Below are 15205 nucleotides of genomic sequence, written 5' to 3' on the forward strand. Positions count from 1 at the left end.
CTGCGTATCAGCTGGTCTGCAGCTCGCCCAGTGATGCGGCGCGGCCCGACTGGGCGTCATTGCGCTCGGCCAGCAGCAGATCGGCGCATTTCTCGCCGATCATGATGGTCGGCGCGTTGGTGTTGCCGCCTACCTGCAGCGGGATCACCGAGGCGTCCGCCACACGCAGGCCCTGGACGCCGCGCACGCGCAGCTGCGGGTCGACCACCGACTGTGCGTCGCCGCCCATCCGGCAGCTGCCCACCGGGTGGTAAACGTTGTCGCAGTGCTCGCGGATCATCTGCTTCACCGCCTCGTCGTCGCTGCCGTCGAACTTCAGGTGGCCATGGAACAGCGGCTTGCCGCCGAACCGCGTGAGCACCGGCTGCTCGAGGATTTCATGCACCAGTTTCACGCCCTTGAGCATGGTCGCCATGTCGCGTTCGTCTTTGAGCAGGTTCAGCTCGATCAGCGGGTCGTCACGCATGTCGGCGCTGTGCAGGCGAATCTGTCCGCGGCTGTGCGGGCGCAGCACGCAGACGTGGATCGAATAGCCGCTGCCGTAGTGGAAGGTGCGCCCGTGGTTGTCGCCCGAGGACATCACGAAATGCAGCTGGATGTCTGGATCGGCCAGCGTCGGATCGGTCTTGAGGAAGGCCCCGGCCTCGGTGAAGGTGCGGGTGAACAGGCCGCCGCGCTCGCGCTTGTACTTGCGCCATTGCCCCAGGTAGCTCAGCGCGCCGCGCACCGTCACACCGAACAGGTCGGTGCTGAAGATGCGCTTGTGCAGGATCAGGTCCGGGTGCTCCTGCAGGTTCTGCCCGACCTCGGGTGCGTCGTGCAGCGGCGCGATGCCCAACTGCCGCAGGTGCGCGGCCGGACCGATGCCGGAAACCATAAGCAGTTGCGGCGACACCAGGCTGCCGGCGCAGACGATCACTTCCCGCGAGGCATGCAGCGCCACTTCCTGGCCATCACGTTCCACCAGCACGCCGGTGGCACGCTTGCCCTGGAACAGGATGCGCAGCGCCCGGCTGCCGGTCAGCACCTGCAGGTTATCGCGGCCGCCGTTGTGCGTCGCATCGTCGGCATTGCCCCGGTGCAGGTAGGCCCGCGCGGCGTTCCAGCGTTCGCCGTTGAACTGGGTGACCTGGAAGTAGCCCACGCCCTCCTGCTGCGGTCCGTTGAAGTCATGGTTGTAGGCGTGGCCGGCGCTGGCCGCCGCCTCGATGAAGTGGCGCGCCCAGGAGCACGGCGAACGCGGGTCGGTAACGTGCAGCGGGCCGCTGCCGCCGTGCAGTGCGTCGTCCTTGCCGGCGGCGCGCTCGTTGTTCTCGGCGCGCTTGAAGTACGGCAGCACCTCTTTCCAGCTCCAGCCTTCGCAGCCGGCAGCGGCCCAGCCATCGTAATCCGAAGGCGTACCGCGCAGGTAGAGCATGCCATTGATCGAGGAGCTGCCACCCAGCCCGCGACCGCGCGGCAGGTAGCTGGCGCGACCCGCCAGGCTCGGCTGCGCGGTGCTTTCGTAGGCGTAGTTGTAGTCGCCCTTGCGCGGAATGGTCAGCACCAGGCCCACCGGCACCGTGACCTTGCCGTGGTGGTCGTGACCGCCGGTTTCCAGCAGCGCCACCTTGCAGCCGGCATCGGCCAGCCGCCCGGCCACTGCGCAACCGGCCGAGCCGGCGCCTACCACTATGTACTCGTACAAGCGTTCCATCGGTTCACCTTTCTTGTTGTTGTGCTGTTGGCCCCCGTCGCTGCGGGGTTCAGATGACGCCGGCCTGCTGCAGGTCGGCGATGCGTTCGTCACTCAGTCCCCAGTCGCGCAGCACCGCTTCGCTCTGCGGTTCGCCCGAAGCCTGCGTCGGCGTCGCGGCGGGTGTGCGGCTGAAGCGCGGCGCCGGCGCGGGCTGGAGCACACCGTCGAGTTCGAGGTAGGTGCCGCGTTCGCGGTTGTGCGGGTGCTCGGCGGCTTCGGCCCAGTCCAGCACCGGGGCGAAGCAGGCGTCGCTGCCTTCGAGCAGCTCGCACCACTGGGCGCGGCTGCGCTGCAGGAACAGCGCGGTGAGCTTGGCCTTGAGCTGCGGCCACTGGCGCGGGTCCATCTGCTGCTGGAACTGCGGGTCGTCGATGCCGCAGCGCTGCAGCAGCTCGGCATAGAACTGCGGTTCGATGGCGCCCAGGGCGATGAAGCGGCCGTCGGCGCAGGCGTAGGTGTCGTAGAAGTGCGCGCCGCCGTCGAGTAGGTTGGCGCCGCGCTCGTCGCTCAGGCGGCCGCCCGCGCGGAAGCCGTACATCATCGCCGAGAGCAGCGCGGTGCCGTCGGTCATGGCCGCATCGACGACCTGCCCCTTGCCGGAGCTTTGCGCTTCCAGCAGCGCGCAGAGCACGCCAAAGCCCAGCAGCATGCCGCCGCCACCGAAGTCGCCGATGTAGTTGTGCGGCACCACCGGCTTCTCGCCGGGTCGGCCGATGGCGTGCAGCGCGCCGGCCAGGGCGATGTAGTTGATGTCGTGCCCGGCGGCCTGGGCCAGCGGGCCGCTCTGGCCCCAGCCGGTCATGCGGCCGAACACCAGCTTCGGGTTGCGCTGCAGGCATTGCTCCGGCCCCAGGCCCAGGCGCTCCATCACACCGGGGCGGAAGCCTTCGATCAGCGCGTCGGCGCCTTCCACCAGTTGCAGCAGGGTTTCCACCCCTTCGCTCTGGCGCAGGTCCAGGGCGACGGCGCGGCGGCCACGGCCGAGCACGTCGAAGCGCGCCCGCTCGCCCAACGCCTGGCCGGGGCGTTGCACGCGGATCACTTCGGCGCCCATGTCAGCCAGCAGCATGGCGCAGAACGGCGCCGGCCCCAGGCCGACCATCTCGATTACCTTCAACCCCGTCAGCGGGCCCGCCATCGCATCGCTCCTGTCTGGCTGTGCAAGCGCCGGGATATCCGGCAGCTCCCCAGCCTAGCGACGGGCCAGCGGGCAACAATGGATCGAACGGACGAATCACGGACTAGTCCGCTCGGGCCGCATTTCGGGCCTCTGGCGTGCCTCAAACTGTCGAGTAGTTCGAATGGACGACTGCGATCCCGCCGCCGGCCGTGGCAAGATGCCGCGACATAGAAAAACAATTGAGCCGGCGGCGCGCCCAGCGCAGCCACACGACCGGCCAGCGGAGTTGCCATGTCTGCCCAGTTTTCCGCCGCCTCTGCCACCGGGACCGCGCCCCTGCGCATCCTGTCGAGCAAGTTCGCCACGCCGTCCGTCTCCGCCAGCCATCTGCCCCGCCAGCACCTGCTGGAGCAGATGGAGCAGTCCAGCGCGCGGCTGATCCTGATCCGCGCCGCCGCCGGCTTCGGCAAGACGACCCTCCTGCAGCAGTACCGCGAGCGCTGCCTGGCGCAGGAACGCCAGGTGCTCTGGCTCAACCTGGATGCCGCAGACAACGACCTGCAACGCTTCGTTGCCCACCTCGCCAACGGCCTGCGCCAACTCGACGCCACGCCGACCGGCGAGCCGCAGGGCCTGTCCCAGCAGATGCAGACGCTGCTGGAAGAGCTCTCCGACCGCACTCGCCCCTTCGCCCTGCTGCTGGACGAATTCGAGGCGATCCACAACCCGGCGGTGCTCAACTTCGTCCAGCAGCTGATCGACACCCTGCCGCCCTGCGGCGTACTGGTGCTGGCCTCGCGCTCGACACCGGACATAGGCCTGGGGCGCATCCGTGCCCGTGGCCAGTTGCTGGAGTTCAACCCCGGCGCGCTGCGCTTCTCCCTCGACGAGGCGACGCGCTTCATCCGCGACAAGCGCGAACTGCCGCTGCGTGACGCCGAGATCGCCACCCTCTACCGCTGTACCGAGGGCTGGATCACCGCCATCTACCTCGCCAGCCTGTCGCTGCAGGGGCGCAACGACCACGCAGCCTTCGTCTCCAGCTTCTCCGGCAGCAACCTGGAGCTGGCCGAGTATCTGACCGAGGACATCCTCGCGCGGCAGAGCGAGGCCTGCCGGCAGTTCCTCCTGCTCACCAGCGTGCTTGACCAGCTCTGCGTACCGCTGTGCAACGCCGTCACCGGCGGGCAGGACGGCCAGGAAATGCTCGCCTACCTGGAACGCGCCAACCTGTTCCTGTTCCCGCTGGACAGCGAACATCAGTGGTTCCGCTACCACAGCCTGTTCGCCAGCTACCTGCGCGACGCCCTGCAGCGTTCCTACCCCGGCCATGCCGCACGGCTGCATCAGCTGGCGGCGCAGTGGTACCTGGCCGAGCAGCGCCCGGTGCCGGCCATCGATCACCTGCTGCAGGCCGGTGCCCGCGACGAGGCCGCGCTGCACCTGACCCGGCATGTCGGCGAATTCATGGACGTCGGCCGTTCGCGCCTGCTGCTGCGCTGGCTGGACCAGATTCCGCCGCAGACCCTGCAGCGCTACCCGAACCTCTGCCTGGGCTATTCCTGGACCCTCGCCCTGCACCGCCGCTACACCGACGCGCTGGCCAGCATCGCGCTGATCCGTGGTGCCACCGAGGACGGCGAGCAACCGCTGGCGCTGGAAGCGGAAACCATCCGCTGCCTGCTGTTCGCCCTCACCGACCAGGTGGAGGACTGCTGCGAGGTGGGCCTGGCGCATATCCAGCGCATCCCCGATGACGAGCAGTTCCAGTACGGCGTGATCGCCAACTGCCTGGGCTACAGCCTGGTCTCCACAGGACGCTACGAAGAGGCGCGGCGCCTGCTGTCGCGGGCGATCCTGCGCTGCTCGCAGAGCCGCACCCAGTCCATGGGCAGCGTCGCCAGTTGCCTGGAGGGCGCGCTGGACATGATCCAGGGGCGTTTGGGCAATGCCGTGGCGCGCCTGCAGGCGGCCTTCCCGACGCAGACCACGGGCGGCGCTGAGAAGATTCTCGCGGGGCGGCCGTCGCTGGAGATCACGCTGTCCATCGCACTCTACGAAACCGACGCGCTGGACGAGGTGGAGCAGCTGCTGGGCGAAGTGCTGCCCCACGCCAAGGAAAGCAGCCCGCCGGATTCACTGATTTCCTGCCATGTCCTGCTGGCCCGCGTCGCTCTGCTCAAGGGCGACCGCGACGCCTGGCTGCGCCTGCTGGCGGACCTGGAACAGATCGGCCAGCAGTCCGGCTCGGCGCGGGTGATCTGCTCGGCCTGGCTGGAGCGTGCCCGCGCGGCCACCCTGGAGAATCGACTGGAATCGGCCCGCCAATCCCTGCGCTATGCCGAGCTGCATGGTGACTGGGAGCGGCCGGGCATCCTGCTGCATGGCAACGACGTGGACACCCCGAGCATCGCCCGCTTCCGCCTGCGCATCGCCCAAGGCGACTGCGAGGACACCGAGCGCGAGCTGCGCGAAGCCATGGCCGAGGCCAACGCCCGCCAGCACCACCGCCGCGAACTCAAGCTGCGCCTGCTGCATGCCCTCGCGCTCAGTGCCCTGGAGCGAACCGAGGAGTCCTTCGAGGCACTCAGCGAGGCGCTGCGCTTCGCCAGTCATGAAGGCTTCATGCGCACCTTCCTCGACGAGGGCCCGCGCCTGGGTGGCCTGCTGCAACGCTGGGCGGTTCCGCATCAGGCGCAGTCGCGGGCGCTGGGCATCGAGCCGCGCTTCCTCACCACCCTGCTGCAGCGCTTCGTCGGCCATGGCGAGACGCCGAGCAACGGCCAGGTACCCGGCGCTGCCGGCGAAGGCCTGACCACCCGCGAGATCCAGGTGATCCGCCTGCTGGCGGCCGGGCACCGGAACAAGGTGATCGCCGAGAAGATGTTCCTCTCCGAGTTCACTGTGAAATCCCACCTGCGCAACATCAACGCCAAGCTCGGCGCCCAGGGGCGCACCGAGGCCGTGGCGATTGCGCGGGCGCGGGGCCTGCTGGATTGAGCTGAACAGCGCGCGCCCGATCTGCGCGCTGGTATTGCCCCTGTAGGAGCGGTCGGATGTCCCAGCACAAAGGCACGGGATTCGCGAAGATGGATGAGGACTGGACGCCCGGACCTGCCCTCTCCCCCCGCCCTCTCCCTGAAGGGAGAGGGAGCTATCCGTGCCGACTGAAACCACGGTTCCCACTGGTGCCGATCCAGTCCCCTCTCCCTTCGGAGCGGGGCGCGTAGCCAGGGTTAGGGAGAGGGAAAACCCAGGCGCGGAATTTCAGAGAGCCATAAAAAGGCCGTCAGTCGCCAGCGCTGGCCAGCAACCGCCGGGCGCGGCCCAGCACCGGCGCATCGACCATCTGCCCGTCGACCTGGAAGGCCGCCGCGCCGCTCTCGGCCGCATCCACCACTCGGCGCGCCCAGTCCAGCTCGTCAGCACTCGGGGCCAGCGCCGCATGGGCAACACCGACCTGCTTCGGATGAATACAGAGCGCGCCGAGCAGACCGAGGTCGCGGCCATGGCGGATGGTCGCGGCGAAGCCTTCGGCGTCGTCGAACGCGGGGAACACGGTGTCCAGCGGCGGTTGCAGGTCGTTCACCCGCGAATGCAGCAGCAGGCTCAGGCGCACCTGGTCGTAGACCACCGCGGCAGCCGGGGTGCCACTGCTCATGCCGATATCCAGCGCCAGGTCGAGGCCACCGAAGGTCAGGCGTTCCACACCCTCGCAGGCAGCGATTTCGCCCAGTGCGAGCAGGCCACGGGCGCTCTCGATCAGTGGCCACACCGGTTTGCCGCAGGACGCGGCGATACGCACCTGCATGGCGCGCTCGGCCTTGGGCAGCAGGATGCCGATGACGCCCGGCAGGCGCCGGCAGAGTTCAAGATCGGCGGCCTGTTCCGGATCGCCAGCGGCATTCACCCGCACCCGCACGCGGGCCTCCGGATTGGCGCCGAGGAAGGCTTCCAGATTGTCGCGGGCCTGGGCCTTGAGCGAGGCCTCGACAGCGTCCTCGAAGTCGACGATCACCGCGTCGGCGCCGCTGGCCAGGGCCTTGGCGAAACGCTCCGGGCGGCTGCCGGGAACGAACAGCGCGGTTCGCACGATGGAATCCGCCGGGCTTTGCTGAATCATTGGGTTCTCCTGGGTCATACCGCGCCCTGCTCGTGCAGACGCTGGATATCACCGGGGGTATAACCCAGTTCCTGCAGCAGGTCATCCGTCTGCTGACCTAAAGCAGGCACGGCATCCATGCGCGGCGCGTAGGCATTGCTGTTCACCGGCGGCAAAAGCGCCGGCAGGCGGCCGGCCGGGCTGTCGATCTCACGCCAGCGATCGCGGGCGGCCAGCTGCGGGTGCTGCCACAGGCCGCGCATGTCGTTGACGTGGGCGTTGGCGATCTGCGCCTGCTCCAGGCGTCCGACCACCTGTTCGGCGCCAAGACTGGCAAAGGCTTCGACGATCAGCCCACGCAGGGCGTCGCGGTTGGCCACCCGCAGGCTGGTCGCGGTGAAACGCGGATCGACCGCCAGCTCCGGACGCTGCAGGACCACTTCGCAGAACAGCTTCCACTCGCGCTCGTTCTGCACGCCGAGCATGACGCTGCCGCCGTCGCCGGTGGGGAACGGCCCGTAGGGATAGATGGTGGCGTGGGCAGCGCCGGCGCGCGGCGGCTGCGACTGGCCTTCGAAGGCGTAGTACATGGGGAAGCCCATCCACTCGGCCATACCCTCGAGCATCGACACCTCGACGCGGCTGCCCTCTCCCGTGCGGACACGCAGCAGCAGCGCGGAGAGGATGCCGCTGTAGGCGTACATGCCGGCGGAAATGTCGGCAATCGAGCAGCCGGCCTTGGCCATCTCGTCGGCGCCGGGCCCGCCGGTCACCGAGAGGAAGCCGCTCTCGCTCTGGATCAGCAGGTCATAGGCCTTCTTCTGTTCGTAGGGGCCGCCTTCGCCGTAGCCGGAGATGTCACAGACGATCAGCCGCGGGAAGCGTTCGTGCAGCGCATCGAACGACAGGCCCAGGCGCGCGGCGGCGCCCGGCGCGAGGTTCTGCACCAGCACGTCGGCGGTTTCCAGCAGTTGCTCCAGCACGGCCTGCGCCGGTTCCTGCTTGAGGTCCAGGGACAGGCTTTCCTTGGAGCGGTTGGTCCAGACGAAATGCGAGGCCAGGCCGCGCACGCGCTCGTCATAGCCACGGGCGAAGTCGCCGACGCCGGGGCGCTCGACCTTGATCACGCGGGCGCCGAGGTCGGCCAGCTGACGGGTGCAGAACGGCGCGGCGATGGCGTGTTCCAGGCTGACGACGGTGATGCCGTCGAGGGGACGCGAACTCATGGGCAACTCCAGACGCCGGCCGGCTGGCCGACGCGCTTGCTTCGGAAGAATCGGGCGGACTGGCCGCCCGCAGCAGACTCAGTGGAAGACGTCGAGGCTTGGCAACTGGTGCAGAGCCCAGCTGGCCTGCACCAGACGATCCGCCTCGGCCTGGCTGCGCTGGCCGGCGAAGGCCAGCAGGCGGCGGAACTTGTCCTCCAGTTCGGCGCGGCTCAGGCCGTTGCCCGGGTCGCCCTTGGGCTCATCGATGGCGCCGTGCAGCTGGCGGCCGTCGGTGGTGAGCACGTCGACGCGGCCCAGCCAGCGCCGCGGGTAGGCACCGTCCACTTCCGCATCGAGCTGCATGCTGACCTTCTCGCGGAACGCCGCCACCTGGGCATCGTTCAGGGAGAATTCCTCGAACTCCACCAGACCGGCCTTGCCGTGTACGGCGATCAGGCCGAGTACGGTGCCCATGGAGAACTTCGCCTGGTGCACGGTCTGCGGCACGACTACGCGGCCGAGCACGTCGATCGCACCTTGGTGCACGCGGGTGGTGACCTTGGCGATGTCGCCATGGCTGAGCCCTTCGCGCTGCATCAGGCCCAGCAGCGCATCGGCGGCAGGATGGGTGTGGCGGCAGGAAGCGTGGAACTTGTAGGAGGTCTCGCAGAGCGCCCAGCGGGTGCCCAGGCCGTCCACCAGACGGCTCGGGTCGGCGTCGCTGGACATGCCGGCAGCCATGCCCTGCTCGCCTTCGAGAATGTTCTGCGCGCCGGTCAGGCCATCGGCCGTCAGGTAGGCGGCGAGCAGGCCGTCAGCGGCGGCTTTCGCAGTGTGCAGCTGCTTGGAGTCGGCGGCGTCGCGGAGGAACTCCCAGAGCCCGGCGGCCTGGGTGCCGGCGCTGCCCAGGCAGTTGACGAACTGCCGGCTGTCCAGGCTCAGCAATTTGCCCACGGCCACTGCGGCGGCCAGGGTGCCGACCGTGGCGGTGGTGTGGAAGATGCGGTAGTGCGAGCGACCGAGGAACTCGCCGATGCGGATGCCGGCCTCGTAGCCGGCGACGCTGGCGAGGATCAGTTCGCGGCCGGACTTGCCCAGCTCCTGCGCCGCAGCCAGGGCCGCCGGGAAGACCACGGTGGCCGGGTGCAGCACGGAGCTGTTGTGCAGGTCGTCCTGCTCCACCAGGTGCGAGCTGGCACCGTTGACCAGCGCGGCGAAGTACGCGGAGGTCGAGCTGCTGTCCACCAGCACGCGGCTTTTACCGCTGGCCGGGCCCATGCGCTGGGCGTAGCGCTGGAACAGCGGGATCGGGTGGCGGTTCTGGCTGGCCAGGGCCGAGCCGAGCCAGTCGAGGAACAGCTCCTCGGTGTACTCGACCACGGACGTGGGCAGGTCTTCGTAGCGCAGGCCGGCAAGGAACTCGGCAAGTGCGTGGGTATTGTTCATTGTTCTTCTCGTCCCGGCTTAGAAGGAGCGCGGCAGTTCGAGCAGGTGCTCGGCCACGTAGGACAGGATCAGGTTGGTGGAGATCGGCGCCACCTGGTACAGGCGGGTCTCGCGGAATTTGCGCTCGACGTCGTACTCGTTGGCGAAGCCGAAGCCGCCGTGGGTCTGCAGGCAGGCGTTGGCCGCTTCCCAGCTGGCTTTGGCAGCCAGGTACTTGGCCATGTTGGCGGCGGCGCCGGCATTCTTGCCGCTGTCGTACTCCTGGCAGGCGCGCCAGCGCATCAGGTCGGCAGCCTCGATCTCGATATGCGCCTCGGCGATGGGGAACTGCACGCCCTGGTTCTGCCCGATCGGGCGGCCGAACACCACGCGGTCACGGGCGTACTGGGCGGATTTCTCGGTGAACCAGCGGCCGTCGCCGATGCACTCGGCGGCGATCAGCGTGCGCTCGGCGTTGAGGCCGTCGAGGATGTACTTGAAGCCCTTGCCTTCTTCGCCGATCAGGCTGCTGGCCGGCAGCTCCAGGTTGTCGAAGAACAGCTCGTTGGTCTCGTGGTTGACCATGTTGGCAATCGGCTGCACGGTCAGGCCGTTGCCGATGGCTTCGCGCAGGTCGACGAGGAAGATCGACATGCCTTCGGACTTCTTCTTCACCTCGGCCAGTGGCGTGGTGCGGGCCAGCAGGATCATCAGGTCGGAATGCTGGATGCGCGAGATCCACACCTTCTGACCGTTGATCACGTACTTGTCGCCCTGGCGCACAGCGGTGGTCTTGATCTTGGTGGTGTCGGTGCCGGTGGTGGGCTCGGTGACGCCCATGGACTGCAGGCGCAGTTCGCCGCTGGCGAGCTTGGGCAGGTAGTAGGCCTTCTGCTCGGCGCTGCCGTTACGCAGCAGGGTGAACATGTTGTACATCTGCCCGTGGATGGTGCCGGAGTTGCCGCCGCAGTGGTTCACCTCCTCGAGGATCACCGAGGCTTCGGCCAGGCCCAGGCCGGAACCGCCGTACTCTTCCGGGATCATCGCCGAGAGCCAGCCGGCTTCGGTCATGGCGCGGACGAAGTCCTCGGGGAAGCCTTTCTCTTCGTCGATCTTGCGCCAGTACTCGGCGGGGAACTCCGCGCACAGGGCGCGCACGCCGTCACGGATGGCCTGGAGTTCTTCGGGGGTGGACGTCATCGAAACACCTCATGTCTTTCTTGTTGGAGGCACCGGGAAAGGTGCGGTCAGTCGAATTCCACTTCGCCGCGCTGGGCGATGCCGGCGCCGTTGCCGGCCCAGACTTCAGCCTTGCCGGGACCGCTCAGGCGGCCGCCGACTTCGAACGGTTCGGGGCAGATCAGCGGACGCAGGCCACGGTAGGCATAGCGGCGCAGGCGTACCTGGGGGTTGGCGCGGCAGAAAGCGCGCAGGTTCAGGGTGCCGATCAGCGGGCCGTGCACCACCAGGCCGGGGTAGCCCTCGGCCTCGGTGACGTAGGGCCAGTCGTAATGAATGCGGTGGCCGTTGAAGGTCAGCGCGGAGTAGCGGAACAGCAGGATCGGCGTCGGCTCTACTGCTTCACTCCAGTCGCCGGCGGGCAGTGCATTGCCGCTGGTGAGCTTGGGCGGAGTGGGCTCGCGGTAGACGATGTCCTGCTCCTCGCTGAACGCCAGGCGGCCGTCCTGGGCGAATTCGTGGCGCAGGGTGACGAACAGCAGCGAGCCGGTGCGGCCGTGCTTTTCCTCGACATTCACGATGGTGGTGGTGCGTTTCGCCACGCCGCCGACACGCAGCGGCTCGTGGAACTCCAGGCGGCCGCCAGCCCACATGCGGTTGCGCCCATCGGCCGGAGGCAGGAAGCCGCCGCGCGCAGGATGGCCGTCGGCGCCGAGGCCCGGCTCGGTCACTTCATCCTGGAAGAACATCCAGTGCCACAGCGGCGGCAGCGCCTCGCCGGCAGCCGGGGCGTCTTCGGCCAGGGTCACGGCCAGACGGCGGACCAGCAGCGTACTCAGTTCTTCCTCGCGCTCCTGGGAGCGGCCGATCCAGTCGGCGTAGGGTGAATCGCTCATTGCGGACCTCTTGGCAGGTTTGATGAACGGAGCATGCAACAGGGCTTGCGTTCGTCGAATCCACATTTTCATAATCCAGCGTTAGGCAATGCCTAACGCCATTTCCACACTTCAAGCCTAGCGCCGCTGTTGGTCGCTTCGCGGAGAACCGCCCCATGCATTTCGACCTCGCCGACCTGCGGCTTTTCGCGCACATCGCCGAAGCTCCCAGCCTGACCCAGGGCGCCCGCCGCGCCCATCTCTCGGCGGCCGCCGCCAGCGCGCGGATCAAGGCGCTGGAAGGCCAACTCGACTGCCGCCTGCTCTACCGCGACAATCGTGGCGTCGAGCTGACCCCGGCGGGCCAGCGCCTGCTGCAGCACGCGCGCCTGATCCTGCGCCAGGTGGACCACCTGAAAAGCGATTTCAGCGGCCAGGCCGGCGACCAGGTCGGGCACATCCGCATCTTCGCCAACACCACGGCGGTCACCGAATTCCTCCCCGAACTGCTGGCGGACTTCCTCGCCGAGCGCCCCGGTGTCAGCGTCGACCTGCAGGAGCGGCTGAACCGCGACATCGTCCGCGCCATCCTCGACGGCTCGGCGGACCTGGGGATAGTCGCCGGCCCGGTGCGCGCCGAAGGCCTGCAGATCGTTCACTTCAGCACGGACCGGCTGGTGCTCGCGGTAGCGCCCGACCATCCCTTGTGCGCCCTGCCACGCCTGACCCTCGCCGACACTCTGGACTACCCGCACATCGCCCTGCATGAAGGCAGCACCCTGCAGAGTTTCCTGCGCGAACGGGTCGAGCGCATGGGCGGCGACCTCAACCTGCGCATCCAGGTAGCGAGCTTCGAAGCCATTTGCCGGATGGTCGAGGCCGGGGTCGGCATCGGCGTGATTCCGGAGACGGCCGCCATCCGCCACCGCCGCACCATGAACCTGCGCATATTGCCGCTGGACGAGCCCTGGGTGGTGCGCGAACGCAGCGTGCTGCTGCGCGACCGCGAGGCCCTGCCGGCTTGTGCCCGCGCACTGGTGGACCTGCTGCGCGGCATGCAGGAGGCTGGCTCAACCGAGCAGCCCCAGTGACTTGGCGCGGACGATGGCTTGGGTGCGCCGGCGCACGCCGAGCTTGAGGTTGATCTTCTTGGCGTGGGTTTTCACGGTGTTGAGCGAAATGAACAGGCTGTTGCCGATCTCCTGGTTCGACAGGCCCTCGGCGAGCAGACGCAGCACGGCCACTTCCCGCGCGGTGAGGCCGTGGGCGCTGTCCTCGGCCTCGCCGCTGGACGTCGGCAACAGGCTGGGCAGGCGCTCTGGGGCGATCTCGACCCGCAGGCTGTTCAAGGCATGTTCGGTCTCACCCGCCAACGCCTGATAGCCGAGGGCCTGGCACTCTTCACGCAACTGCAGCAGACGGGCCCGCGCGGCGTCGATCCGGCCACAGCCGGCTTCGGCCAGCGCCAGCAGGTAACGCACGCGCTGCGGCAGTGATGGCGTATGCAGCGGTGCGACCCGCTCCGGACGCTGTTCCAGCTCCCCGTCCAGCACCGTCGCCTCGTGGTGCAGGCGCAGCCATTGGCCCTGACGCGCCAGCAGGCGCAACTTGAGGCTTTCCAGCGACAGCCGGTAGCAATCAGGCTGCACATTCCAGCAGTGCATGCGGCGTTCGGCTTCCTCGCAGTAGCGTTGCGCGGACGCTGCGTCGCCGCTGCGCGAGGCCGCTTCGCCAAGGCCCAGCAGGCCGTGGAGGATGTAAGGATCGGCGCAGGAACGCGCCAGACCCAGCCCGCCTTCCAGCGCGGCCGCAGCAGCCATGGCATCGCCCTGCAGGAGCAGCAGTTCACCATCGAGGAAGGCCAGACGCCCGCGCAGCAATTCATGCCCTTCTCTGCCGGCCGGCAGCCGCTCGCGGCAAGCGTCCAGCAGGCTGCGGGCCTGTTCGCGCTCGCCGGCCAGCAGGCACAGGCGCACGCGGTCGAAGTCGATCAGCACTTCGCTGGCCAGGCAGCCCTGGCGCCGCGCCAGCTCCAGCGCAGCCTGGAGGATGCGCCGGGCCTGCGGCAACGCGCCGGTGGCCATGTCCAGACGCGCCAGGGTGGTCAGGCACAACAGGGTCGACCGCCAGTCGCGTGGTTCCAGGTCTTCGAGCGCCGCGTTGCAGTGGTCGCGGGCCTGTTCGAGGCGACCGTGCATGCCGTCCAGCGCGCCACGCAGGGCCAGCCAGTTGGCCAGCAGACGGCGGTTGCGCGGCGCCTGGGGCTGCGGCAGGAAGTTGCCCAGGCGCTCGATGCACTGGTGCGCTTCGTCCAGCCGCCAGCTGAACAGCAGCGCGCGGGCGTTCAGGCTGATCAGCCGTGGCGTGCTTTCCAGCAGGGTCGCCGGTAGCCGCTCGCGCCACTCCAGCAGCAGGCCGAGGTGACGGCCACTGAACAGCCAGTCCATGTCCAGGCGGTCCATGTAGCCGGCGGCGACTTCCGGCTGGCCGGCTTCCAGCGCCATCTCGATGGCTTCGTCCAGCCAGCCGGCCTGGCCCAGCACGCCACAGGCGCGCAGGCGCAGGCGGGTCAGCGCCGGGCCCTGCAGGTGACACTGCAATGCCTTGGCCACCAGCGGCGGCAGGCGGAAGCAGCTGGCCTCGGCATCCAGGGCGAGGAAAAAACCCTGCCCCTGTTGCAGGCGGTCGAAGATCACGCCGCCCTGCTCTTCCCACAGGCTCGCGCAGATTTCCCGGTTGAAGCGCGGCAGGTAGGCAAGACCGCAGAGCATCGCGCCGGCCTCGGCGTCGAGCCGGCCCAGCAGCTCCTGGGACAGGTAAGTACGCAGCCAGGAAGCCACCTCCCCCGGCGCGTGCACGCCGTCGCGCGCGCTGAGCACCAGCCGCGCGCCAGCGCACCAGCCCTGGGTCGCGGCCCACAGGCGCTCGCGGCAGTCGGCGTCGTAGCCCTGCGCCAGCGCCAGCAGGTCGCATTCGTCACGGCTGAACGCGAGACGCGCGGCGCCCAGCTCACAGAGGCGTTCATCCAGCAGCAGGCGCGAAAGGTTCCAGGCCGGGCGCTGGCGGCTGCTCACCAGCAGATACAGCGGTGCTTCTGCGAGACCGAGCAGGCGCTGCAGCCAGGCGTCGAGCTCGGGGTCGGCGGCCTGAGGGTAGTCGTCCAGCACCAGCCACAGGGGTTGCCGGCGCGATTGCAGGGCCAGTTGCACGCTGGCCGGGTCACTGTCGATCAAGCCCAGCTGACGGGCGATCTGGGTGCAGCAGGCGCTCAGCGCCAGGGGCTGCCCGGCGAAGTCGAGCCAGACGCGGGCGCAGCTCGACGGCAGGCGTTCCAGCACGGCGCGCGCCAGTGCGCTCTTGCCGTAGCCGGCCGGGGCGCACAGCAGGTTCAGGCGCCGGGGCGACTCCAGCAGGGCGTGCAGCAGTGGCTCGCGGGGCAGTTGCGGGGCGACCGGCGTAGCGGCGGCAATGGCGGGGAAACTGGACATGGCGACACCCGTTATCGTTGTAGTTCGTGCTGCGTCGGGGTGTCAGAAGATCATTGCGGGGCGAGGCGGG

Annotated in this window: 10 protein-coding genes; 2 read left to right on the forward strand and 8 right to left on the reverse strand. The window is 68.7% G+C overall.

The window, feature by feature from the left end:
* Positions 1–7 precede the first annotated feature (7 nt).
* Complete coding sequence (locus IB275_RS16180; protein WP_192295994.1) at positions 8–1696, reverse strand: GMC family oxidoreductase; 1689 nt, start codon at positions 1694–1696, stop codon at positions 8–10.
* A gap of 49 nt (positions 1697–1745) precedes the next feature.
* Positions 1746–2876, reverse strand: a complete 1131-nt coding sequence (locus IB275_RS16185) for a CaiB/BaiF CoA transferase family protein (RefSeq protein WP_192295995.1) — start codon at positions 2874–2876, stop codon at positions 1746–1748.
* A 273-nt stretch (positions 2877–3149) separates the two neighbouring features.
* On the opposite strand from IB275_RS16185, the gene IB275_RS16190 reads away from it, so the two are divergent.
* Entirely contained in the window at positions 3150–5858 is a 2709-nt protein-coding gene (locus IB275_RS16190; RefSeq protein WP_192295996.1) for a winged helix-turn-helix domain-containing protein, read from the forward strand.
* A gap of 289 nt (positions 5859–6147) precedes the next feature.
* Here the strand turns inward: IB275_RS16190 and IB275_RS16195 are convergent, their stop codons facing one another.
* From IB275_RS16195 to IB275_RS16215, 5 genes are all read right to left on the reverse strand, one after another.
* The gene (locus tag IB275_RS16195) at positions 6148–6981 is read right to left on the reverse strand and encodes an HpcH/HpaI aldolase/citrate lyase family protein (RefSeq protein WP_192295997.1); all 834 of its coding nucleotides are present in this window, start codon (positions 6979–6981) and stop codon (positions 6148–6150) included.
* 14 nt (positions 6982–6995) lie between these two features.
* Entirely contained in the window at positions 6996–8186 is a 1191-nt protein-coding gene (locus IB275_RS16200) for a CaiB/BaiF CoA transferase family protein (protein WP_192295998.1), read from the reverse strand.
* A 78-nt stretch (positions 8187–8264) separates the two neighbouring features.
* The gene (locus IB275_RS16205; RefSeq protein WP_192295999.1) at positions 8265–9614 is read right to left on the reverse strand and encodes an MmgE/PrpD family protein; all 1350 of its coding nucleotides are present in this window, start codon (positions 9612–9614) and stop codon (positions 8265–8267) included.
* A gap of 18 nt (positions 9615–9632) precedes the next feature.
* Positions 9633–10793, reverse strand: coding sequence for an acyl-CoA dehydrogenase family protein (locus tag IB275_RS16210; protein ID WP_081520377.1), 1161 nt, complete (start codon positions 10791–10793; stop codon positions 9633–9635).
* A 47-nt stretch (positions 10794–10840) separates the two neighbouring features.
* The gene (locus IB275_RS16215) at positions 10841–11668 is read right to left on the reverse strand and encodes an HTD2 family dehydratase (protein ID WP_192296000.1); all 828 of its coding nucleotides are present in this window, start codon (positions 11666–11668) and stop codon (positions 10841–10843) included.
* A gap of 155 nt (positions 11669–11823) precedes the next feature.
* Between IB275_RS16215 and IB275_RS16220 the strand changes: the two genes are divergently transcribed.
* Positions 11824–12738 (forward strand): LysR family transcriptional regulator, encoded by a 915-nt coding sequence (locus IB275_RS16220; RefSeq protein WP_192296001.1) that lies wholly within the window; start codon positions 11824–11826, stop codon positions 12736–12738.
* On the opposite strand, the gene IB275_RS16225 is transcribed toward IB275_RS16220, so the two are convergent.
* Positions 12718–15135: a LuxR C-terminal-related transcriptional regulator gene (locus tag IB275_RS16225; RefSeq protein WP_225607806.1), complete on the reverse strand. Its 2418-nt coding sequence runs from the start codon at positions 15133–15135 to the stop codon at positions 12718–12720. The genes IB275_RS16220 and IB275_RS16225 overlap by 21 nt on opposite strands.
* Between the last annotated feature and the right edge of the window lie 70 nt (positions 15136–15205).

The sequence above is a fragment of the Pseudomonas sp. PDM21 genome (assembly GCF_014852505.2).
Lineage (GTDB): Bacteria > Pseudomonadota > Gammaproteobacteria > Pseudomonadales > Pseudomonadaceae > Pseudomonas.